The organism is Rhodocista pekingensis (genome assembly GCF_042665545.1).
Lineage (GTDB): Bacteria > Pseudomonadota > Alphaproteobacteria > Azospirillales > Azospirillaceae > Rhodocista > Rhodocista pekingensis.
Map to the genome: position 1 here is coordinate 52,658 of NZ_JBHTCM010000026.1, position 15,318 is coordinate 67,975.

Below are 15,318 nucleotides of genomic sequence, written 5' to 3' on the forward strand. Positions count from 1 at the left end.
TCAATGCCTGCGGGTGGCGGCCAGCTCGGCCCCGAACCGCCATTCCAGCAGCGACTTCGCCACCAGGGTCACGATCGCCAGCAGCGCCAGCAGCGAGGCGACGGCGAAGGCGGCCACGAAGTTGTACTCGTTGTAGAGGATCTCGACATGCAGCGGCATGGTGTTCGTCTCCCCCCGGATGTGGCCGGAGACGACGGAGACGGCGCCGAACTCCCCCATCGCCCGGGCGTTGCAGAGCAGCACGCCGTAGAGCAGACCCCACTTGATGTTCGGCAGCGTCACCCGCAGGAAGGTCTGCCAGCCGTTGGCGCCCAGGGTGACGGCCGCCTCCTCCTCGTCGGTGCCCTGCGCCTGCATCAGCGGGATCAGCTCGCGCGCCACGAACGGGAAGGTGACGAACAGGGTCGCCAGCACCAGCCCCGGCACGGCGAAGACGATCTGGATGTCGTGCTCGCGCAGCCAGCCGCCGAACCAGCCGTGCGCCCCGAACAGCAGCACGTAGACAAGGCCGGAGATCACCGGCGAGACGCTGAAGGGCAGGTCCACCAGGGTCAGCAGCAGCGACTTGCCGGGGAAGCGGTGCTTGGCGATGGCCCAGGCGGCGCAGACGCCGAACACCATGTTCGCCGGCACGGCGATGGCCGCCACCGTCAGGGTCAGGCGGACGGCGGCCAGGGCGTCGGGCTCGACCAGCGCCTCCCAGAAGGGCCCGAAGCCCCGCCGCAGCGCCTCCACGAAGACGGCGAGGAGCGGCAGCGCGATGAACAGCACAAGGAAGCCCAGGGCCGTCCCGCCGATCAGCAGCTTCACCCAGATCGGGTCTTCCAGCACGCCGCGCCGCCGCGCCGGTGGCCGTTCGATCACGACAGGATCGTCCAGGAGCGTCCCGCCCCTGGCCGCTGGCGCGGTCCGGCCCGGAATGGCGGGATCGGCATCATAGGGAGAGGTGGTCACGGGCGGTTCCTTCACAGACCGGCCCATCGCCGCGTCCAGCGTTGCAGCAGGTTGATGACCAGCAGCAGGACGAAGCTCGCCAGCAGCATGGTCACGCCGATGGCGGCCGCCCCGGCATAGTCGAACTGCTCCAGCCGGATGACGATGAGCAGCGGCGCGATCTCGCTGACCATGGGCATGTTCCCGGCGATGAAGATGACGGAGCCGTACTCCCCCACCGCGCGGGCGAAGGCGAGCGCGAAGCCGGTCAGCAGCGCCGGCAGGATGGTGGGCAGGATCACCCGCACGAAGGTCTCCACCCGGGTGGCGCCCAGGCTGGCGGCGGCTTCCTCCAGCTCCTTGTCCAGATCCTCCAGCACGGGCTGCACGGTGCGGACGACGAAGGGCAGGCCGATGAAGGTCAGGGCGACGACGACGCCCAGCGGCGTGAAGGCGACCTGTACCCCGAGCGGCGCCAGGAACTGCCCGATCCAGCCGTTGGGAGCATAGAGCGAGGTGAGCGCGATACCGGCCACCGCCGTCGGCAGGGCGAAGGGCAGGTCCACCACGGCATCCACCAGCCGCTTCAAGGGAAAATCGTAGCGGACCAGCATCCAGGCCACGGCCAGACCGAAGACGGCGTTGATGCTGGCGCCCAGGAATGCGGCCCCGAAGCTGAGCCGCAGCGCCGCCAGCACGCGCGGCTGCGTCACCTGGTCGAGGAATCCAGCGATGCCCAGTTCCCAGGGACGGGCGACCAGGGCCGCCAGCGGAACCAGGACGATCAGGGTCATGTAGAGGAGCGTGACGCCGAGCGTCAGGCCCAGCCCGGGAATGACCGACCGACGCGGCCGGGCGAAGGGCTGCCAGAGGACGGTCATCGCAAGTCTCCCGGTGGTGGGGGCTGCCCGATGACGGAAACCCCCGGCGCACCGCGGGTCGCGGTCCGCCGGGGGGTCCATTGCGTGCAGATTCCGATACCGTCCGTCAACTCTCGAATCCCGGAGCCACGGCATCCGACCGGAAACGGGCTCAGCGCCCGTCGGGTCGGTAGATCTGATCGAACACGCCGCCGTCGGCGAAATGCGTCGCCTGGGCCCGCCCCCAGCCGCCGAACTGGGAGATTTCCACCAGCTTCAGGGCGGGGAAGCGGTCCTTGTACCGGTTGGCGAGCTGCGGCAGGCGCGGCCGGTAGAAGTGCTTGGCGACCAGTTCCTGGCCTTCAGGGGTGTAGAGGAAGGCGAGATAGGCCTCGGCCACCGCGCGGGTGCCCTTACGGTCCACGTTCCGGTCGACCACCGCCACCGGCGGCTCGGCCAGGATGGAGAGGCTGGGCACCACGATCTCCACCGTGTCGGGACCCAGTTCCTCGATCGCCAGGAAGGCCTCGTTCTCCCAGGCCAGCAGCACGTCGCCGATGCCGCGCTGGACGAAGGTGGTGGTGGCGCCGCGGGCGCCGGTGTCGAGCACCGGGACGTTGCGGTAGAGACGTTCGACGAAGCTGCGGGCCGCTGCCTCGTCCCCGCCGCCATGCTCCAGGGCGTAGGCCCAGGCGGCAAGGTAGTTCCAGCGCGCCCCGCCCGAGGTCTTGGGGTTGGGGGTGATGACCTGGATGCCGGGCTTCACCAGATCGTCCCAGTCCTTGATGTTCTTCGGGTTGCCCTTGCGGACCAGGAAGACGATAGTGCTGGTGTAGGGGGTGCTGTTGTCCGGCAGCCGCGTCTGCCAGTCCTTCGGCAGCAGGTCCGTATTCTCGGCGATGGCGTCGATGTCGTAGGCCAGCGCCAGGGTGACCACGTCGGCGTTCAGACCGTCGATGACAGAGCGGGCCTGCTTGCCCGAGCCACCATGGCTGGTCTTGATGGTGACGGTGGCGCCGGTTTCCCGTTTGTAGCGCTCGGCGAAGACCTTGTTGAATTCCTTGTAAAGCTCCCGCGTCGGATCGTAGCTGACGTTCAGGATCTCATAGGATTTCGGCTGTGCCACCGCGGCAGCGGCGGCGATGCCGATGGCCAGGGCGGCGGCCGCGGCCGCGCGTGCAAACCAGCTCATGGGTCACTCCCTTGTCCGGCCAAGCGGGAGAACCGGGAGCCTCGCGGTGCCGGACGACGGGAGGGGAGATGCCGGCGGGGCCGGGCGGGGACCGCCGCCCGTGACGCCGCTGCCGGGGTGCCCTCCACAACCGGGCACCACGAACCCGCTTCGTGGCGCTTTAGCGTTTGGTGTCGCGGCGCAAGCTGCACATCAAAGGGCCGCGGCCGGTCGATGGACCGACAGGATCATGCTGACGGCCAATCCCCATCCTGTCAATAGGATTTGAGGCGAAGATTGGCCGCACGCTGCATGTGATATGTCGTCACAGCGATCAACCCGCCGCCCCCGCCGGGGTTCCGGACCCCGACGGCAGCGGCAGCGGGAGAGGCAGGGCGCCGCCTGTCCGCCGCCGTCAGGCGGCGTTGGCGTAACCGGCAAGGCGGGCCGGAACGCCGTCCGGCAGGCGCGGCTCGAAGGCGACGTGCAGGCCGGTCGCGTCGGCCGCGCGCACGGTGAAGGGCACCGGCTCCGGCAGGCCGGGCAGATGCAGCAGCCCCTCGCTGCCGATATCCGCCTGCGCCCCGGCCAGCGTGGCGCCGCCGACGGACAGGTCGCTCACGCGGACCTCCTGCCGGCTGCCACCGACCAGCCGGGCCTCGCAGGGGATGTCCACGGCGAAGCGCTGCTCGGTCCGGCGGTCCGCCTCTCGGGTGGAGGTCCGCACCACCCGCACCAGCACCTGACGCAGTTCGCGGATGCTGTCCGCGACGCTGCCGGCATTGGCCCGGACCGCCGCCGCCTGCTGCCCCGTCTCCGCGGCGTCGCGGGCCACGGTGCCGATCAGTTCCGACACCTGCCGGGCGGCCTGGGTCGTCTCCACGACGTTGCGGCTGATCTCGCGGGTGGCGGCGCTCTGTTCCTCCATGGCGGCGGCGACGGTGGTGGACACCTGATCCACCTCGCCGATGCGCTGGCCGATGCTGGAAACCGCGGTGACGGCCGCGGCGGTCGCGCGCTGGATCTCCGTGATCTGCGCCGTGATCTCGTCCGTCGCCTGCGAGGTCTGGTTGGCCAGCAACTTCACCTCCCCGGCCACGACGGCGAAACCCTTGCCCGCCTCCCCGGCGCGGGCCGCCTCGATCGTGGCGTTCAGCGCCAGCAGGTTGGTGCGGGCGGCGATGTCGTTGATCAGCCGGGCCACCTCGCCGATCCCGGCGACCTGCTCGGAAAGGGCGCGGATCGCCTCCGCCGTGTTCTGGCCCTCGGCCACGGCGCTGCGGGTGATCGTGCTGGCATGGGTGACCTGGGTCACGATCTCGTTGATCGAGGCGGACAGTTCCTCGGCCGCGCTGGCGACCGCCTGGGCGTTGGCGAGCGCCTGATCGGCGGCTGCGGCGACACCGCCGGCAGCGCTGCTGACGCGATCGGCGGAGTTCGCCATCCCGTCGGCGTCCCGGGCCATGGCGCCGGTCCGCTCGGCCACCGCCTCGACGGCGGCGTTGCTCTCGCGCTCGACCGTCTCGGCCATGGAGAGGACGGCGCGCTGGCGCTCCAGCGCGGCACGGCGGGTCTGCGTCTCCGTCTCCTCGGCGGCGAAGGCAAGCCGGGCCCGCAGCGAGCGGAGCTGGGCCGTGACCGGCCGGAACTCGGCCGCGGGCGGCAGGGCGATGGTGTGGCCCCGGTTGCCGCGCGCGATGGCCTCGAAATGCCGGCCCAGGGTGGCGAGCGGCCGGAGCACGGTGCGCAGCAGCAGGGTCGCAGCCCCGGCCGCCACCGCGGCGCCGATCAGCAGCAACGCCGCGAACAGCCAGACGACCGTGCCGAAGCGACCGCTGACCCTGGTGTATTCCTCGGCGGCGACCCGCACCTGGAGGTCCGCGAGACCGTTCAGCGCGCCGACGACCGGCGCCACCTCCTGGTACAGCCGGTCCCGGATGAACAGGTCCAGCGCAGCCCGGTTCCCCTGCCGCAGCAGGGCGAGAAGGTCGGTGATGGCACGGTCGGCCCGCAGCAGGGGGGCCTCCGCCCCGGTGACGAGCCGGGCCTCCTCCGCATCGAGGCTGGTGGCCTTGAAGGCGGTCCAGCCCGTGGCGAGGACGCCCTGGGCCCGCTCGACGGAGGCGGCTCCCTCCTCCAGGGACAGGCTGCCGCTGCGCGCCTTGTTGGCGGCGTCCACGATGGCGACGGCGACTTCGTCCGACACCTGCTTCAGGTCGCGCAGGGCGACGACCCGGTCCTCGTAGACCGTGCGCAGCCCCTCCTGCGCGTCGGAAAGACCTTGCAGACCGATCCAGCCCAGGGCGGCGACCAGCAGGACCATGGCCGCGAAGGAGGCGACGAGACGGCCGGTCAGGCTGGCCGCGGTGCGGCGGACCCAGGCGGACAGCCCCTTGCGCACGGGCTCACCGCCGACGACGGCAATGTCCTTGGCCGTGCCGGCACGGATCGCGGCATACAGGCGCTCCGCCGCCTCGACATCCGCCCGGGCGGGCCGGGTGCGGATGGAGATGTAGCCCTTCACCTCACCGCCCTCGACCACGGGGGTGACGTTGGCACGGACCCAGTAATGATCGCCGTTCTTGCAACGGTTCTTGACCAGCCCCTCCCAGGGCTGGCCAGCCTTCACCGTGGCCCAGAGGTCGGCGAAGGCCTCCTTCGGCATGTGCGGATGGCGGACGAGGTTGTGCGGCGCGCCCAGCAGTTCCTTCTCGCTGAAGCCCGATATCCTCACGAACGCATCGTTGGCGAAGGTGATCCGGCCCGCCGTGTCGGTGCGGGAGACCAGCAGATCCCCGTCGCCGAGCATCACCTCACGTCCCGTCACGGGCCCGTTGTCGCGCAAGGCGGCCTCCTGTCGTCTCTTTCAGGTGGAAAAAGTCAAAGGGTCTATAGCGGAAGGTGTTATTTCCACCTAAGCATAAGTTTGTATGTCATCCATAACCTTTGGATAGGCAGGCTGGCACAAGGTTTGCGGGTGGCGGTTTGCGGGTGACAGGACGCCCCCGGCGGCCCCCGACGCCGTCAGATCACGAAATCGAGGGGTGTGCCCAGGGTCCGCCGGCGGCGGGCGGCTTCGGCCAACGTGCAGCGGTCCAGCACCTCGGCCATGGCGTCGCGCGCCTTTACCATGGCCCAGCGGATCACGCACTCGTCCGGGTTGCCGCAGTCCTCGCAGGGCTCGAACCGGTTGCGGCTGGCGCAGCGGATCGGGGCGATGGTGCCCTCCACCACCCGGATGATGTCACCCATGGAGACGTGCTCCGGCGCCTTCGCCAGACGGTAGCCGCCATCGCGGCCGCGGACGCTCTTCAGCAGCCCCGCCTTGCGCAGGTCCAGCAGGATGGCTTCCAGGAACTTGTGCGGGATGTTCTCCGCTGCGGCGATGTCGGCGATCCGGGCGCAGCCTTCCTGCTCGGAAAGCCCGGCAAGGTGGACCGCCGCCCGCAGGGCGTACTTGCAGCGCTGTGACAGCATGGACGAGGAGGAGGCCATCGATACCGCTCCCGGAAGGCTCCCCTCTTTGTGGGGCTCCGGTGCCGTCGCATCAATGGGGGATTGCGCCATCCGCCTGCCGGGCGGCGCAGCGTTGCCGCCGCAACACAGGGTGGTGCCCAAGGCCCGCTCCCCGGGTCGCTACTCCGCCGCCTCCGCAAGTGCAGGCGGCGGGACCGGGGGGTGGATGTAGATGCGCGGCGCGCCGGTGATGCGGCAATGGTCCACCCAGGCGTCCAGCTCGAACACCGTGCGGATCGTGTCGGGGGTCAGCACGGCGGTCGGCGGGCCCAGGGCGACCAGACGGCCGTCCGCCAGCAGCATCACCCGGTCGGCGTAGCGCGCGGCGAGGTCCAGGTCGTGCAGCACGGCGGCCACCGCCATGCCCTGCCGCGCGAGATCCGCCGCCAGCCGCAGCACCAGATGCTGGTGCCGCGGGTCCAGCCCGGCCGTCGGTTCGTCCAGCAGCAGCACCGCCCGCAGGTCCGGGCGGTCGGCGGCCCAGGCCTGGGCCAGGGCACGGGCCAGATGCACCCGCCGCCGCTCGCCCCCCGACAGCCGGGTCACGGGCCGGTCGGCCAGATGGGCGGCGTCGGCCGCGGCCAGGGCGCGGGCCACCAGCGCCGCGGCCGCGGCCGGCGGCAGGTCGCCGACGCCCCAGCCCACCACCTCGCGCGCCGGGAAGGGAAAGGCGACGCTGATGTCCTGCGGCAGCACGGCCCTTCGGCGGGCCAGATCGACCGGCCCCAGGCGCCAGACATCCGCCCCGTCCAGCGTGACCCGCCCCCGCGCCGGCCTGAGGTCCCCGGACAGCGCCCGCAGCAGGGTGGACTTGCCGGCCCCGTTCGGTCCCAGGATGACCGTGAAGGCCCCGGGATCGAGGCTGACATCAATGCGGTCCAGCAGGGTCCGCCCGCCCTGCACGATGCGGAGATCGCTTGCCGTCAGGGTCATCCGCGCAGCCCTCCCTTGCGATGGAGCAGCAGTCCCAGGAAGAACGGACCGCCGATGGCGGCGGTCAGCAGGCCGATGGGCAGCTCCGCCGGTGCCACCAGCGTGCGGGCCACCGTGTCGGCCAGCAGCACCAGCAGCGCCCCGCCCAGGGCCGCGGCGGGCAGCAGGATGCGGTGGCCGGGGCCGGCCAGCAGCCGGATCAGGTGCGGCACCACCAGCCCGACGAAGCTGATCGGCCCCACCGCCGCCACCGCGGCCCCCACCATCACCGCGACGCCGAGGATGGAGACGGTCTTCATCCGGCGGATGTCGAGGCCGAGATGGCGGGCCGCCTCCTCGCCCAGGCTGAGCTGGTCGAGACCCCGCGCCATGGCCAGCAGCGGCACCAGCGGCAGCAGCAGCAACGGCACCGCCACGGCCAGGGCCTTCCAGTCGGACACGGTGAGGCTGCCCATGGTCCAGAAGGTCAGCGCCCGGAGCTGCTGGTCGTCGCTGAAGAAGGAGAGGATGCCGATGCCCGCCCCGGCGATGGCGTTGACGGCGATGCCGGCCAGCAGCAGGGTCGCCACGTCCACCTGCCCTTCCACCCGGGCAAGGCTGTGGATCAGCAGCGTCGTCGCCGTGCCGCCCACGAAGGCGGCCAGCGGCAGCGCCCAGACCCCCAGCAGGGCCGCGAGCGGCCCGCCCAGCACGATCATGGCGACAGCGGCCAGGGCGGCGCCGCTGGAAACGCCGATCAGGCCGGGATCGGCCAGGGGATTGCGGAACCAGGCTTGCAGGACGGCACCGGCCACGGCGAGCGCCGCCCCCACCGCCAGCGCCATCAGGATGCGCGGCAGGCGGATGCCGGTGACCACCGCCACCTCGTGCAGGGTGGCGGGGTCCGGTGCCACGAGGCCCAGCCGGACACCCAGCGACCCCAGCACCCGGTCCGGCGGTACCGGAAGGGCGCCGATGCCGAGCGCGAGCACGACGCCCACGACCAGCGCCACGGCCAGCCCCGGCAGCAGCAGGCTTCCCCGCCGGACCCGGGATCGCTCCCGGCCGGCGTCACCGGCGCGCGCGGCCCGCCTCGCGCCCACGGCCATGGTCACCGGGGGACCTCGGCCGCCTGCGCCGGCAGCTCCGGATGGAAGGCCGCCACCATCACCCGCACGGCCTCCCCGATGCGGGGACCGAACCCCAGCACCAGCAGCGCGTCGAGGGAGACGAGGCGGCCGTCCCGCACGGCGGGGGTCAGGGCGAGCGCGGGGTGTGCGGCGATGCCGGCGAGCCCGCCCTGGCGATCGGCAGCCTGATGCGTCACGACGATGACCTGCGGGGCCGCCAGGACGGCGGCCTCCGGGGTCAGCGGCTTCAGCCCGGTGACCCCGGCGAAGGCGTTGACGCCGCCGGCCAGCGCGATGGCCGCGTCCGCCGCCGTGTCGCGCCCGGCGGCCATCAGCCCGCCCTGGCCCGTATCCATCACGAACAGGACCCGCGGCCGCTCCCGGACCGTGGCGAGACGGGCCGCCTGGATCTCCAGGTCGGCGGCGATCCGCCCGGCCAGCGCCTCGCCCTGGGCGGGCACGCCCAGCGCCTGGGCGACGGCGCGGACCTTGGCCAGCACGCCCTCGGTCGAATGCGCGTCGGGCACCGTCACCACCGGCACCCCGGCCGCACGCATGGCGTCCAGCACCTGCGCCGGGCCGGCGGTGCTGCTGGCGAGGATCAGGTCCGGCCGCAGCGACAGCAGGCCCTCCGGCGTCAGGGAGCGCTTGTAGCCCACCTTCGGCAGGGCCGCGACCTCCGCCGGCCAGGAGCTGGTCGTATCCGTCGCCACCACCCGGCCGCCCTGACCGAGCGCGTAGACGATCTCCGTCACCGCACCATCCACGCTGACGATGCGGTGGGCGGCGGATGGATCGGCGGCAGCCGGACCGGGGGTGGACGGGTCGGCGGCCGCCGGGCCGGCGGCCAGCAGCAGACCGATCAGCGGCGCGACGGCCGCCCGCAACAGGGATCTCATGCCGCGATCTCCGGTTCCGGCAGGTCGGCCAGGATGCCGCGCCAGGTCGCCCGCTCCGGCTTGCCGCCGCGACGCTCCCCGAAGAGCTGGAGGAACTGACGGTCCTCGGCGTCGAACAGCTCCAGCGAGGTGACGACGCCCTCCCGCGTCGGCTTGCGCACGACCCAGGCGCTGGCGATGCGGTCCTGCCGGACATGCAGGTTGAAGCGCGGGTCCAGCACGTTGATCCAGGGACCCGTCGGCTCGATCCGCTCGACCGGGCCGGTATGGATCTGGATGCAGCCGGCATTGCCGGCGAAGACCATGATCGGCACCTGCCGCTGGGCGGCGAGGCGCAGGCAGAGCGCCAGCGCCTGCACCGACACGGGCCGCGCGAAATCGCTGCCGATCAGGCGGAACGCCTGGTGCCGGCCGATGCCGAATTCGCGCAGCATCGGGAAGAAGTCGTGCGCGTCCTGAAGGTTCTCCCAGTGCCGGCGGAAGCCGGCCAGATCGATCTCCGCATCGGGGCGGTCGGGCGGCGGCACCGGCAGGGGCAGCACCCCCATGCCGGGGGTCTGGTCGGGGGCGCGGAACCGTTCGACCAGCCGGTCGAACGCCGCCCGGTCCGTCGCCGCCGTCACATAGACCTTGTGGACGGCCGTGCCGTCGATGTCGAAGAACTGGAGGCTGTCGCGCAGGCCGCTCTTCACCTCCTCGCGCACGGCGAAGCCATGGCGCCAGTGGTTGAGGAAGAGGCGCAGGTCGATCTCCAGCCCCAGCACGAGGCCGCTGCCCGGCCCGATCGAGACCGTCTCGAAGGTGCCGTGCTTCTCATGCACGGCATGCTCGTTGCGGGTCAGGGTCATCACCTCGCCCAGCGTGGGCAACTGCTCGATGAGCCCGCCCCAGCCGTTGGCCGCGGTGCCGGGGTCCAGGCGGACGACGCGCGCCGCCCCCGGCCCCTCGCCCACCCGGGCGGCGACCAGTTCGCCCTCGCTCACGCCGAGCCGGGCGGCGGCGTCGCGGGCCCGCAGCCCGGGCGTCGTCTCCAGCAGCCGCAGCCATGCCGCCTTCAGGTCCGGCAGCGAGCCGGTCAGTATCTGATCCATGCGCCTCTCCCTCTCCGTCGTGTCGGCCGTTATTTCGTCAGGATCAGCTTGCCTTGGCTGGTCCTGCGCAGGCGGTACTCCTCCCCCTCGTGGACGATCACGATCTCGCGCCCGCCGCGCAGCAGGTCACGGCTGTCGATGCGCGGCATACGCGGGACCCGTCCGGGGTCCGGAGGACCGGATGGCGCCCGGGGGCCGGTCCGGGCGTCGCTCTCCGAGAGCATGGGTGTCTCCTTCTCCTGCATGCTTCAGAAGCTGACCCCCGCAGCCACCTTGAAGGTCCGGCCCCGCTCGGGGATGCTGGACAGGTGGCGGCGGTAGGCCTTGTCGAAGATGTTGTCGATGCCGAGGTCCAGCCGCAGGGCCTCCCGCGGCTGCCAGACGACGAACAGGTCGTGGATCACGTAACCGGCGGTGGGCTCGGCCGTCGCCACCCGGTCCTGTTCGTCGGCCAGGGTCGTGCGCCAGCCCGCGCTGAGGTCGTACTCCGGCAGGGTGCGCCCGGCGGTCAGCACCAGCCGGTCGGCCGGGATGGAGTCCAGCGACAGGCCGGTATCGTCGTCCTCGCCGCGCAGCAGCGAGCCCGACACGCTGCCGAACCAGGTCGGGCTGTCGTAGGTCAGCTCGACCTCCATGCCCTTGATGATGGCGTCCTGCACGTTGCGACGGGTGGTCTGGCCCTGGGAGATCAGGACCGCCTGCTCGATGAAGTCGTCCACGTCGTTGCGGAACAGGGCGGCCTTCAGCAGCAGCCGGTCGCGCGCCAGGAAGACATCGTCGAAGTCCAGATTGCCGCCGATCTCGACCGTGGCCCCGCTCTCCGGCTCCAGGTCGGGGTTCGGGACGAAGAAGTTGTTCGGGATGATGCAGGGCCGGCCCGGGATCGGGCAGACGCCGGGGAAGTGCAGGCCGCTGTTGTACAGCTCGGTCAGCGACGGCGACCGGAAGGCCGTGGCATAGCTGGCGTACAGCGTCATCCAGGGGGTCGCGTCGAACGCCGCCCGGAGGCTGGGCGAAACCTCGGAATCGGTGCGCCCCTCCTGCCCGTCCGCCGACTGGTCGAAGCGGTCGTAGCGGATGGCCGGGGTCAGGGTGAAGCGCTCGGCGAACACCGTCTCCGCCTGGGCGAACAGGCCCAGCACCTCGCTGTCGGCATCGGGGAACTGCGGCCGCGGCCCGCCGTCGCGGGTGCCGCGCTGCTCGTCCCGGTAGGCCTCGATGCCGTAGGTCAGGGCCACCGCGGCGGGGCCGGCCGTGAAGCGGCTGGTGTTGGCGAGGTCGATGCCGACGGTCTCCAGTTCCGTGTCGTCCGCCCGCCGCTGGCCGATCCTGTCCTCGTCCAGTTTCGTCCGGTTCCAGTAGACGGTGCCGCGCATGTCGAACCAGGGACCCGACTGCCCCTCATAGGCCAGGGTCGCCGTGTCCTGGCGGGTGATCCGGTCCACCAGGATGCTGAGGTCGTTGGTGTCCGGGGCGGACGGCAGTTCCTGGTCGTTGCGGTAGCCCTGCCAGGACAGCCGCAGCCGGTGGCCCGGCTGCACCGCCCAGTCCATCTTGACGAGGCCGCTGACCAGATCGTCGCCGGTGTAGGGGATGGTCAGATCGGAGCCGGAATCCACGTCGCCGCTGTTGCGGTAGGTGGCGCTGGCCAGAAGACCGACCGTGTCGCTGGGGGCGCCGTAGCCGGTCAGGCTGGCGACGAATTCGTCACCGTTGTCCTGCCAGGACAGCCGGGCCCGCCCGCCCGCCGTGTCGCCGTCCCGCAGCAGATCGGCGGGGTCCTTGGTGGTGAGGGCGATGACGCCGCCCAGCGCCCCGCTGCCGTACAGCGCCGATGCCGGCCCGCGGAGCACGTCCACCTGCTTCAGCAGCGAGGGATCGAGGAAGGTCCGCCCCTTGTGTCCGGCCTGGAAGTTCTGCCGGGCGCCGTCCAGGCGGATCAGGATGCGCTCGTCGCCCAACCCGCGGATGCTGGGCTGTTCCGCCGTCGTGCGCGGACCGCCGGCCATTTCCACGCCGGGAACGTCGCGCAGCAGGTCATCCAGGCTCTGGGCCTGACGGCGCAGGATCTCCTCCTCGTCGATGACGGTGATGGCGGCCGGCACCTCGATCGCCGGACGCGGCGTGCGGGTGGCGGTGACGGTGATCCGCTTCAGGCGGATGACCGGTTCTTCCTCGGCCGGGGAGGACGCGGCAGGATCGGCCGGCGGCGTGCCGCCGGGCTGGGCCGTGCCGCCGGACTGAGCCGTGCCGCCGGACTGAGCCGCGGCGACAGCCGGGACGAGGGCACCCGGCACGAAGGCGATGGCGAGCGTGAGCAGGGGAGCGAGGGCCGAAGACCGGCGAAGACGTCGAACCGACATGCGAGACTCCAAACGGGCTGCCCGACCGGATCGAAGGCGGGTCGGCAGGGTTCGGCGTTCTGGCTGGCGTCCGACGGGGACCATGGGGCCGGGGCCGTCTCGGCTGGCTTGAACCAGGATTTGACCGTAGTAATGCGAGTTGTTCGCATTATCAAGTACCATGTTTGCCTGTTGTCCGCCAACAGAACATGCCGCCGACGGACGCATTACCCGATCCGGGGGTCGCTGCGGGCGAAGGGGGTGGGGCAGGTACAGGCCGCACGGCCACCCCCGCCGGACGGCGGGGGTGCCGGTACAGGGAACGGCGGACAGGGCCAGGCGGTACGGGACCCGGCGGTCTGCGGGGCGGTGCCAGGGACCGGCGGGGAAGGCAGCCCCCTCCCCGCCGGCCGGACGGTCAGGCGCGCGCGGCGAAGCCGGCGTGGCGCTCCGCGAGATCGGCCACCGCCGCTTCGATCAGGGCGGCGCCGTGGGCGGGGTCGGACAGGCCGGGGTTGGAGCCGATGCGGCCGTCGGGGAAGTGGCGGCGGAAGTCGGCCGCGTCGGTCCAGGGCCGGGCCGCCGGGGCGGGGCCGAACTCGGCGCGGCGGACCTGGTCGGGATGCACCGCCCAGGTGACGGAGATTTCGCTCGCCGTGCCGTGGCTGCCGTCCTGGTCGCCGTAGAGCGTGCGGGCCAGATCCTTCACCCGGTTGCCGTCCCACCAGTTCACGATGCTGCACACGGGCGGCACCGAGCCGCCGCCGAAGGAGCTGGCGGCCGCGATCTCCTGGAACGCCATGTTCACCGTGGCGACGTTGCCGCCATGGCCGTTGACGAACAGCATGTGGGTGAAGCCGTGGCGGTGCAGGCTGGCCACCACGTCGGCCACCACGGCGGCCAGGGTGGAGGGGCGGAGCGACACCGTGCCGGCGAAGGCCAGATGGTGGTGCGCCATGCCGACCCCCAGCGTCGGGCCGACGCAGGCGCCGACCGCCTCGCCCAGCTTCCAGGCGATCGCCTCGGCCGTGATGGCGTCGGTGCCCAGCAGGCCGGTGGGGCCGTGCTGTTCGGTGGAACCGATGGGGATGATGATGTCCGTCCGGCGCTGGAGGTAGGTCTCGACCTCGGGCCAGGACATGAGTTGAAGACGCATGGATCTGCTTTCCGGTCTCAGGGGAGCCGTTCGGGTTCGATCCGGCGATTTGGCGCCGCCCGGCCGCGCTCCGCAAGCGGCGACCGTCACACCCCTGCCCTTCGCCGCGGAGGCTGCCGATCACCCCGTCCCGCCTCGATCCCGGTCTTCCCCGCGTCATTTCCGCGCCGGTCTTGCGAAACCGCAAAACGAACCGTGACCGACCCTGCCAGGATCGGCCAGTTCCTGACAAAGCCCGCCCCTCCTGCCCGCCCCCTCCTGCCCCGCGAGCGGCCCATGACCGTCCTTCCCGCCTCCCACGCGCCGGCCTCCTGGGTCGCCCATGTGCCCCTGCCCCTGTTCGCCACGGTGATGGGCGTCGGCGGACTGGGACTCGCCTGGCGCAAGGCGCACACCGTCCTGGGCCTGCCCGCCGCCGTCGGCGAAGGGCTGCTGGCCCTGGCCGCGCTGCTCTTCGTCGTGGTCGGCGTGCTCTACCTGCTGAAGGTGCTCCGCCATCCGGAGGAGGCCGCGGCGGAGTCCCGCCATCCCGTGCGGGTGAACTTCTATCCTGCCGCGACCATCGGCCTGATGATCCTGGCCGGCGGCCTGCTGCCCTACCACCCCGCGGTGGCCGAGGGGCTCTGGCTGGCCGGGGCGGTCGGGCAGATCGCGCTGGCCGGCCTGATCATCGGGCGCTGGATCACGCGGGAACAGCAGATCGCCACCGCGGGGCCGGCCTGGTTCATCCCCGTGGTCGGCAACATCCTGGCCCCCGTCGTCGGGGTCCCGCTCGGCCATACGGAGCTGTCCTGGTTCCTGTTCAGCGTCGGGCTGCTGTTCTGGCTGGTGCTGTTCCCGGTGGTGCTGAACCGCATCCTGTTCCACGGGATGATGCCGGCCCGGCTGCTGCCGACGCTGGCGATCCTGGTGGCGCCGCCGTCGGTGGGGTTCCTGTCCTGGCTGGCGCTGAACGGCGGCGTGCTGGACGCCGCGGCCCGTATCCTGCTGGGGCCGGCGGTGTTCCTGGCGGCGATCCTGCTGTCGCGGGCGCGGTCCTTCCGGAACCTGCCCTTCGCCGTGTCCTGGTGGGCCTTCACCTTCCCGTCGGCGGCGCTGGCGCTCGCCTGCCTGCGCCTGGCCGAGCTGCACGGGACGGTTCAGGGCGGGGTGCTTCAGGGACCGGCCTGGGCCGCGGGGCTGGCGGCGGTCACCCTGCTGCTGGCGACGGTCATCGTGGCCACGGTGGCGGCCCGCACGCTGATGGCGCTCCTGGGCGGCACGCTGTTCTCCCCGGAGTGATGGCCCCCGCCGGCACCGGGGCGGGAC

At 72.0% G+C, this 15,318-nt stretch carries 13 protein-coding genes; 1 reads left to right on the forward strand and 12 read right to left on the reverse strand.

Features of this window, described 5'->3' with window-relative positions; genetic code table 11:
• The 12 genes from cysW to ACFQPS_RS18185 all read right to left on the reverse strand — a co-directional run bounded on the left by cysW (nucleotide 1) and on the right by ACFQPS_RS18185 (nucleotide 14,010).
• Nucleotides 1-981, reverse strand: coding sequence for a sulfate ABC transporter permease subunit CysW (gene cysW, locus ACFQPS_RS18130; RefSeq protein ID WP_377360632.1), 981 nt, complete (start codon nucleotides 979-981; stop codon nucleotides 1-3).
• Nucleotides 966-1,814 carry a sulfate ABC transporter permease subunit CysT gene (cysT, locus tag ACFQPS_RS18135; protein WP_377360633.1) on the reverse strand — a complete coding sequence of 283 codons (849 nt, stop codon included), beginning with the start codon at nucleotides 1,812-1,814 and terminating at the stop codon, nucleotides 966-968. The genes cysW and cysT overlap by 16 nt, the downstream gene beginning before the upstream one ends.
• A gap of 151 nt (nucleotides 1,815-1,965) precedes the next feature.
• Nucleotides 1,966-2,985, reverse strand: coding sequence for a sulfate ABC transporter substrate-binding protein (locus ACFQPS_RS18140; protein WP_377360634.1), 1,020 nt, complete (start codon nucleotides 2,983-2,985; stop codon nucleotides 1,966-1,968).
• A 394-nt stretch (nucleotides 2,986-3,379) separates the two neighbouring features.
• A complete protein-coding gene (locus ACFQPS_RS18145; RefSeq protein ID WP_377360635.1) occupies nucleotides 3,380-5,809 on the reverse strand; it encodes a methyl-accepting chemotaxis protein in 2,430 nt (809 codons plus the stop codon).
• A 179-nt stretch (nucleotides 5,810-5,988) separates the two neighbouring features.
• Nucleotides 5,989-6,459: an RrF2 family transcriptional regulator gene (locus ACFQPS_RS18150; RefSeq protein WP_377360636.1), complete on the reverse strand. Its 471-nt coding sequence runs from the start codon at nucleotides 6,457-6,459 to the stop codon at nucleotides 5,989-5,991.
• 141 nt (nucleotides 6,460-6,600) lie between these two features.
• A complete protein-coding gene (locus ACFQPS_RS18155) occupies nucleotides 6,601-7,413 on the reverse strand; it encodes a heme ABC transporter ATP-binding protein (RefSeq protein ID WP_377360637.1) in 813 nt (270 codons plus the stop codon).
• Nucleotides 7,410-8,501, reverse strand: coding sequence for a FecCD family ABC transporter permease (locus ACFQPS_RS18160; RefSeq protein WP_377360638.1), 1,092 nt, complete (start codon nucleotides 8,499-8,501; stop codon nucleotides 7,410-7,412). The genes ACFQPS_RS18155 and ACFQPS_RS18160 overlap by 4 nt, the downstream gene beginning before the upstream one ends.
• 2 nt (nucleotides 8,502-8,503) lie before the next feature.
• Complete coding sequence (locus tag ACFQPS_RS18165) at nucleotides 8,504-9,421, reverse strand: heme/hemin ABC transporter substrate-binding protein (RefSeq protein WP_377360639.1); 918 nt, start codon at nucleotides 9,419-9,421, stop codon at nucleotides 8,504-8,506.
• On the reverse strand, nucleotides 9,418-10,512 hold the full coding sequence (locus tag ACFQPS_RS18170; RefSeq protein WP_377360640.1) for a hemin-degrading factor: 1,095 nt from the start codon (nucleotides 10,510-10,512) through the stop codon (nucleotides 9,418-9,420). Before ACFQPS_RS18170 ends, ACFQPS_RS18165 begins: the two co-directional genes overlap by 4 nt.
• 29 nt (nucleotides 10,513-10,541) lie before the next feature.
• Complete coding sequence (gene hemP / locus ACFQPS_RS18175) at nucleotides 10,542-10,661, reverse strand: hemin uptake protein HemP (RefSeq protein ID WP_272912050.1); 120 nt, start codon at nucleotides 10,659-10,661, stop codon at nucleotides 10,542-10,544.
• Between the two features lie 99 nt (nucleotides 10,662-10,760).
• The gene (locus tag ACFQPS_RS18180) at nucleotides 10,761-12,875 is read right to left on the reverse strand and encodes a TonB-dependent hemoglobin/transferrin/lactoferrin family receptor (protein WP_377360641.1); all 2,115 of its coding nucleotides are present in this window, start codon (nucleotides 12,873-12,875) and stop codon (nucleotides 10,761-10,763) included.
• Between the two features lie 397 nt (nucleotides 12,876-13,272).
• Nucleotides 13,273-14,010 (reverse strand): creatininase family protein, encoded by a 738-nt coding sequence (locus tag ACFQPS_RS18185; RefSeq protein ID WP_377360642.1) that lies wholly within the window; start codon nucleotides 14,008-14,010, stop codon nucleotides 13,273-13,275.
• A gap of 276 nt (nucleotides 14,011-14,286) precedes the next feature.
• Here ACFQPS_RS18185 and ACFQPS_RS18190 point away from each other — a divergent pair, with 276 nt between their 5' ends.
• Entirely contained in the window at nucleotides 14,287-15,291 is a 1,005-nt protein-coding gene (locus ACFQPS_RS18190; RefSeq protein WP_377360643.1) for an SLAC1 anion channel family protein, read from the forward strand.
• The last annotated feature ends 27 nt before the right edge of the window (nucleotides 15,292-15,318 follow it).

Coding starts and splice junctions, on each gene's coding strand:
- cysW (WP_377360632.1), bottom strand. CDS start 981: ATGGGCCGGTCTGTGAAGGAACCGCCCGTGACCACCTCTCCCTATGAT.
- cysT (WP_377360633.1), bottom strand. CDS start 1,814: ATGACCGTCCTCTGGCAGCCCTTCGCCCGGCCGCGTCGGTCGGTCATT.
- ACFQPS_RS18140 (WP_377360634.1), bottom strand. CDS start 2,985: ATGAGCTGGTTTGCACGCGCGGCCGCGGCCGCCGCCCTGGCCATCGGC.
- ACFQPS_RS18150 (WP_377360636.1), bottom strand. CDS start 6,459: ATGGCCTCCTCCTCGTCCATGCTGTCACAGCGCTGCAAGTACGCCCTG.
- ACFQPS_RS18155 (WP_377360637.1), bottom strand. CDS start 7,413: ATGACCCTGACGGCAAGCGATCTCCGCATCGTGCAGGGCGGGCGGACC.
- ACFQPS_RS18160 (WP_377360638.1), bottom strand. CDS start 8,501: ATGGCCGTGGGCGCGAGGCGGGCCGCGCGCGCCGGTGACGCCGGCCGG.
- ACFQPS_RS18165 (WP_377360639.1), bottom strand. CDS start 9,421: ATGAGATCCCTGTTGCGGGCGGCCGTCGCGCCGCTGATCGGTCTGCTG.
- ACFQPS_RS18170 (WP_377360640.1), bottom strand. CDS start 10,512: ATGGATCAGATACTGACCGGCTCGCTGCCGGACCTGAAGGCGGCATGG.
- hemP (WP_272912050.1), bottom strand. CDS start 10,661: ATGCCGCGCATCGACAGCCGTGACCTGCTGCGCGGCGGGCGCGAGATC.
- ACFQPS_RS18180 (WP_377360641.1), bottom strand. CDS start 12,875: ATGTCGGTTCGACGTCTTCGCCGGTCTTCGGCCCTCGCTCCCCTGCTC.
- ACFQPS_RS18185 (WP_377360642.1), bottom strand. CDS start 14,010: ATGCGTCTTCAACTCATGTCCTGGCCCGAGGTCGAGACCTACCTCCAG.
- ACFQPS_RS18190 (WP_377360643.1), top strand. CDS start 14,287: ATGACCGTCCTTCCCGCCTCCCACGCGCCGGCCTCCTGGGTCGCCCAT.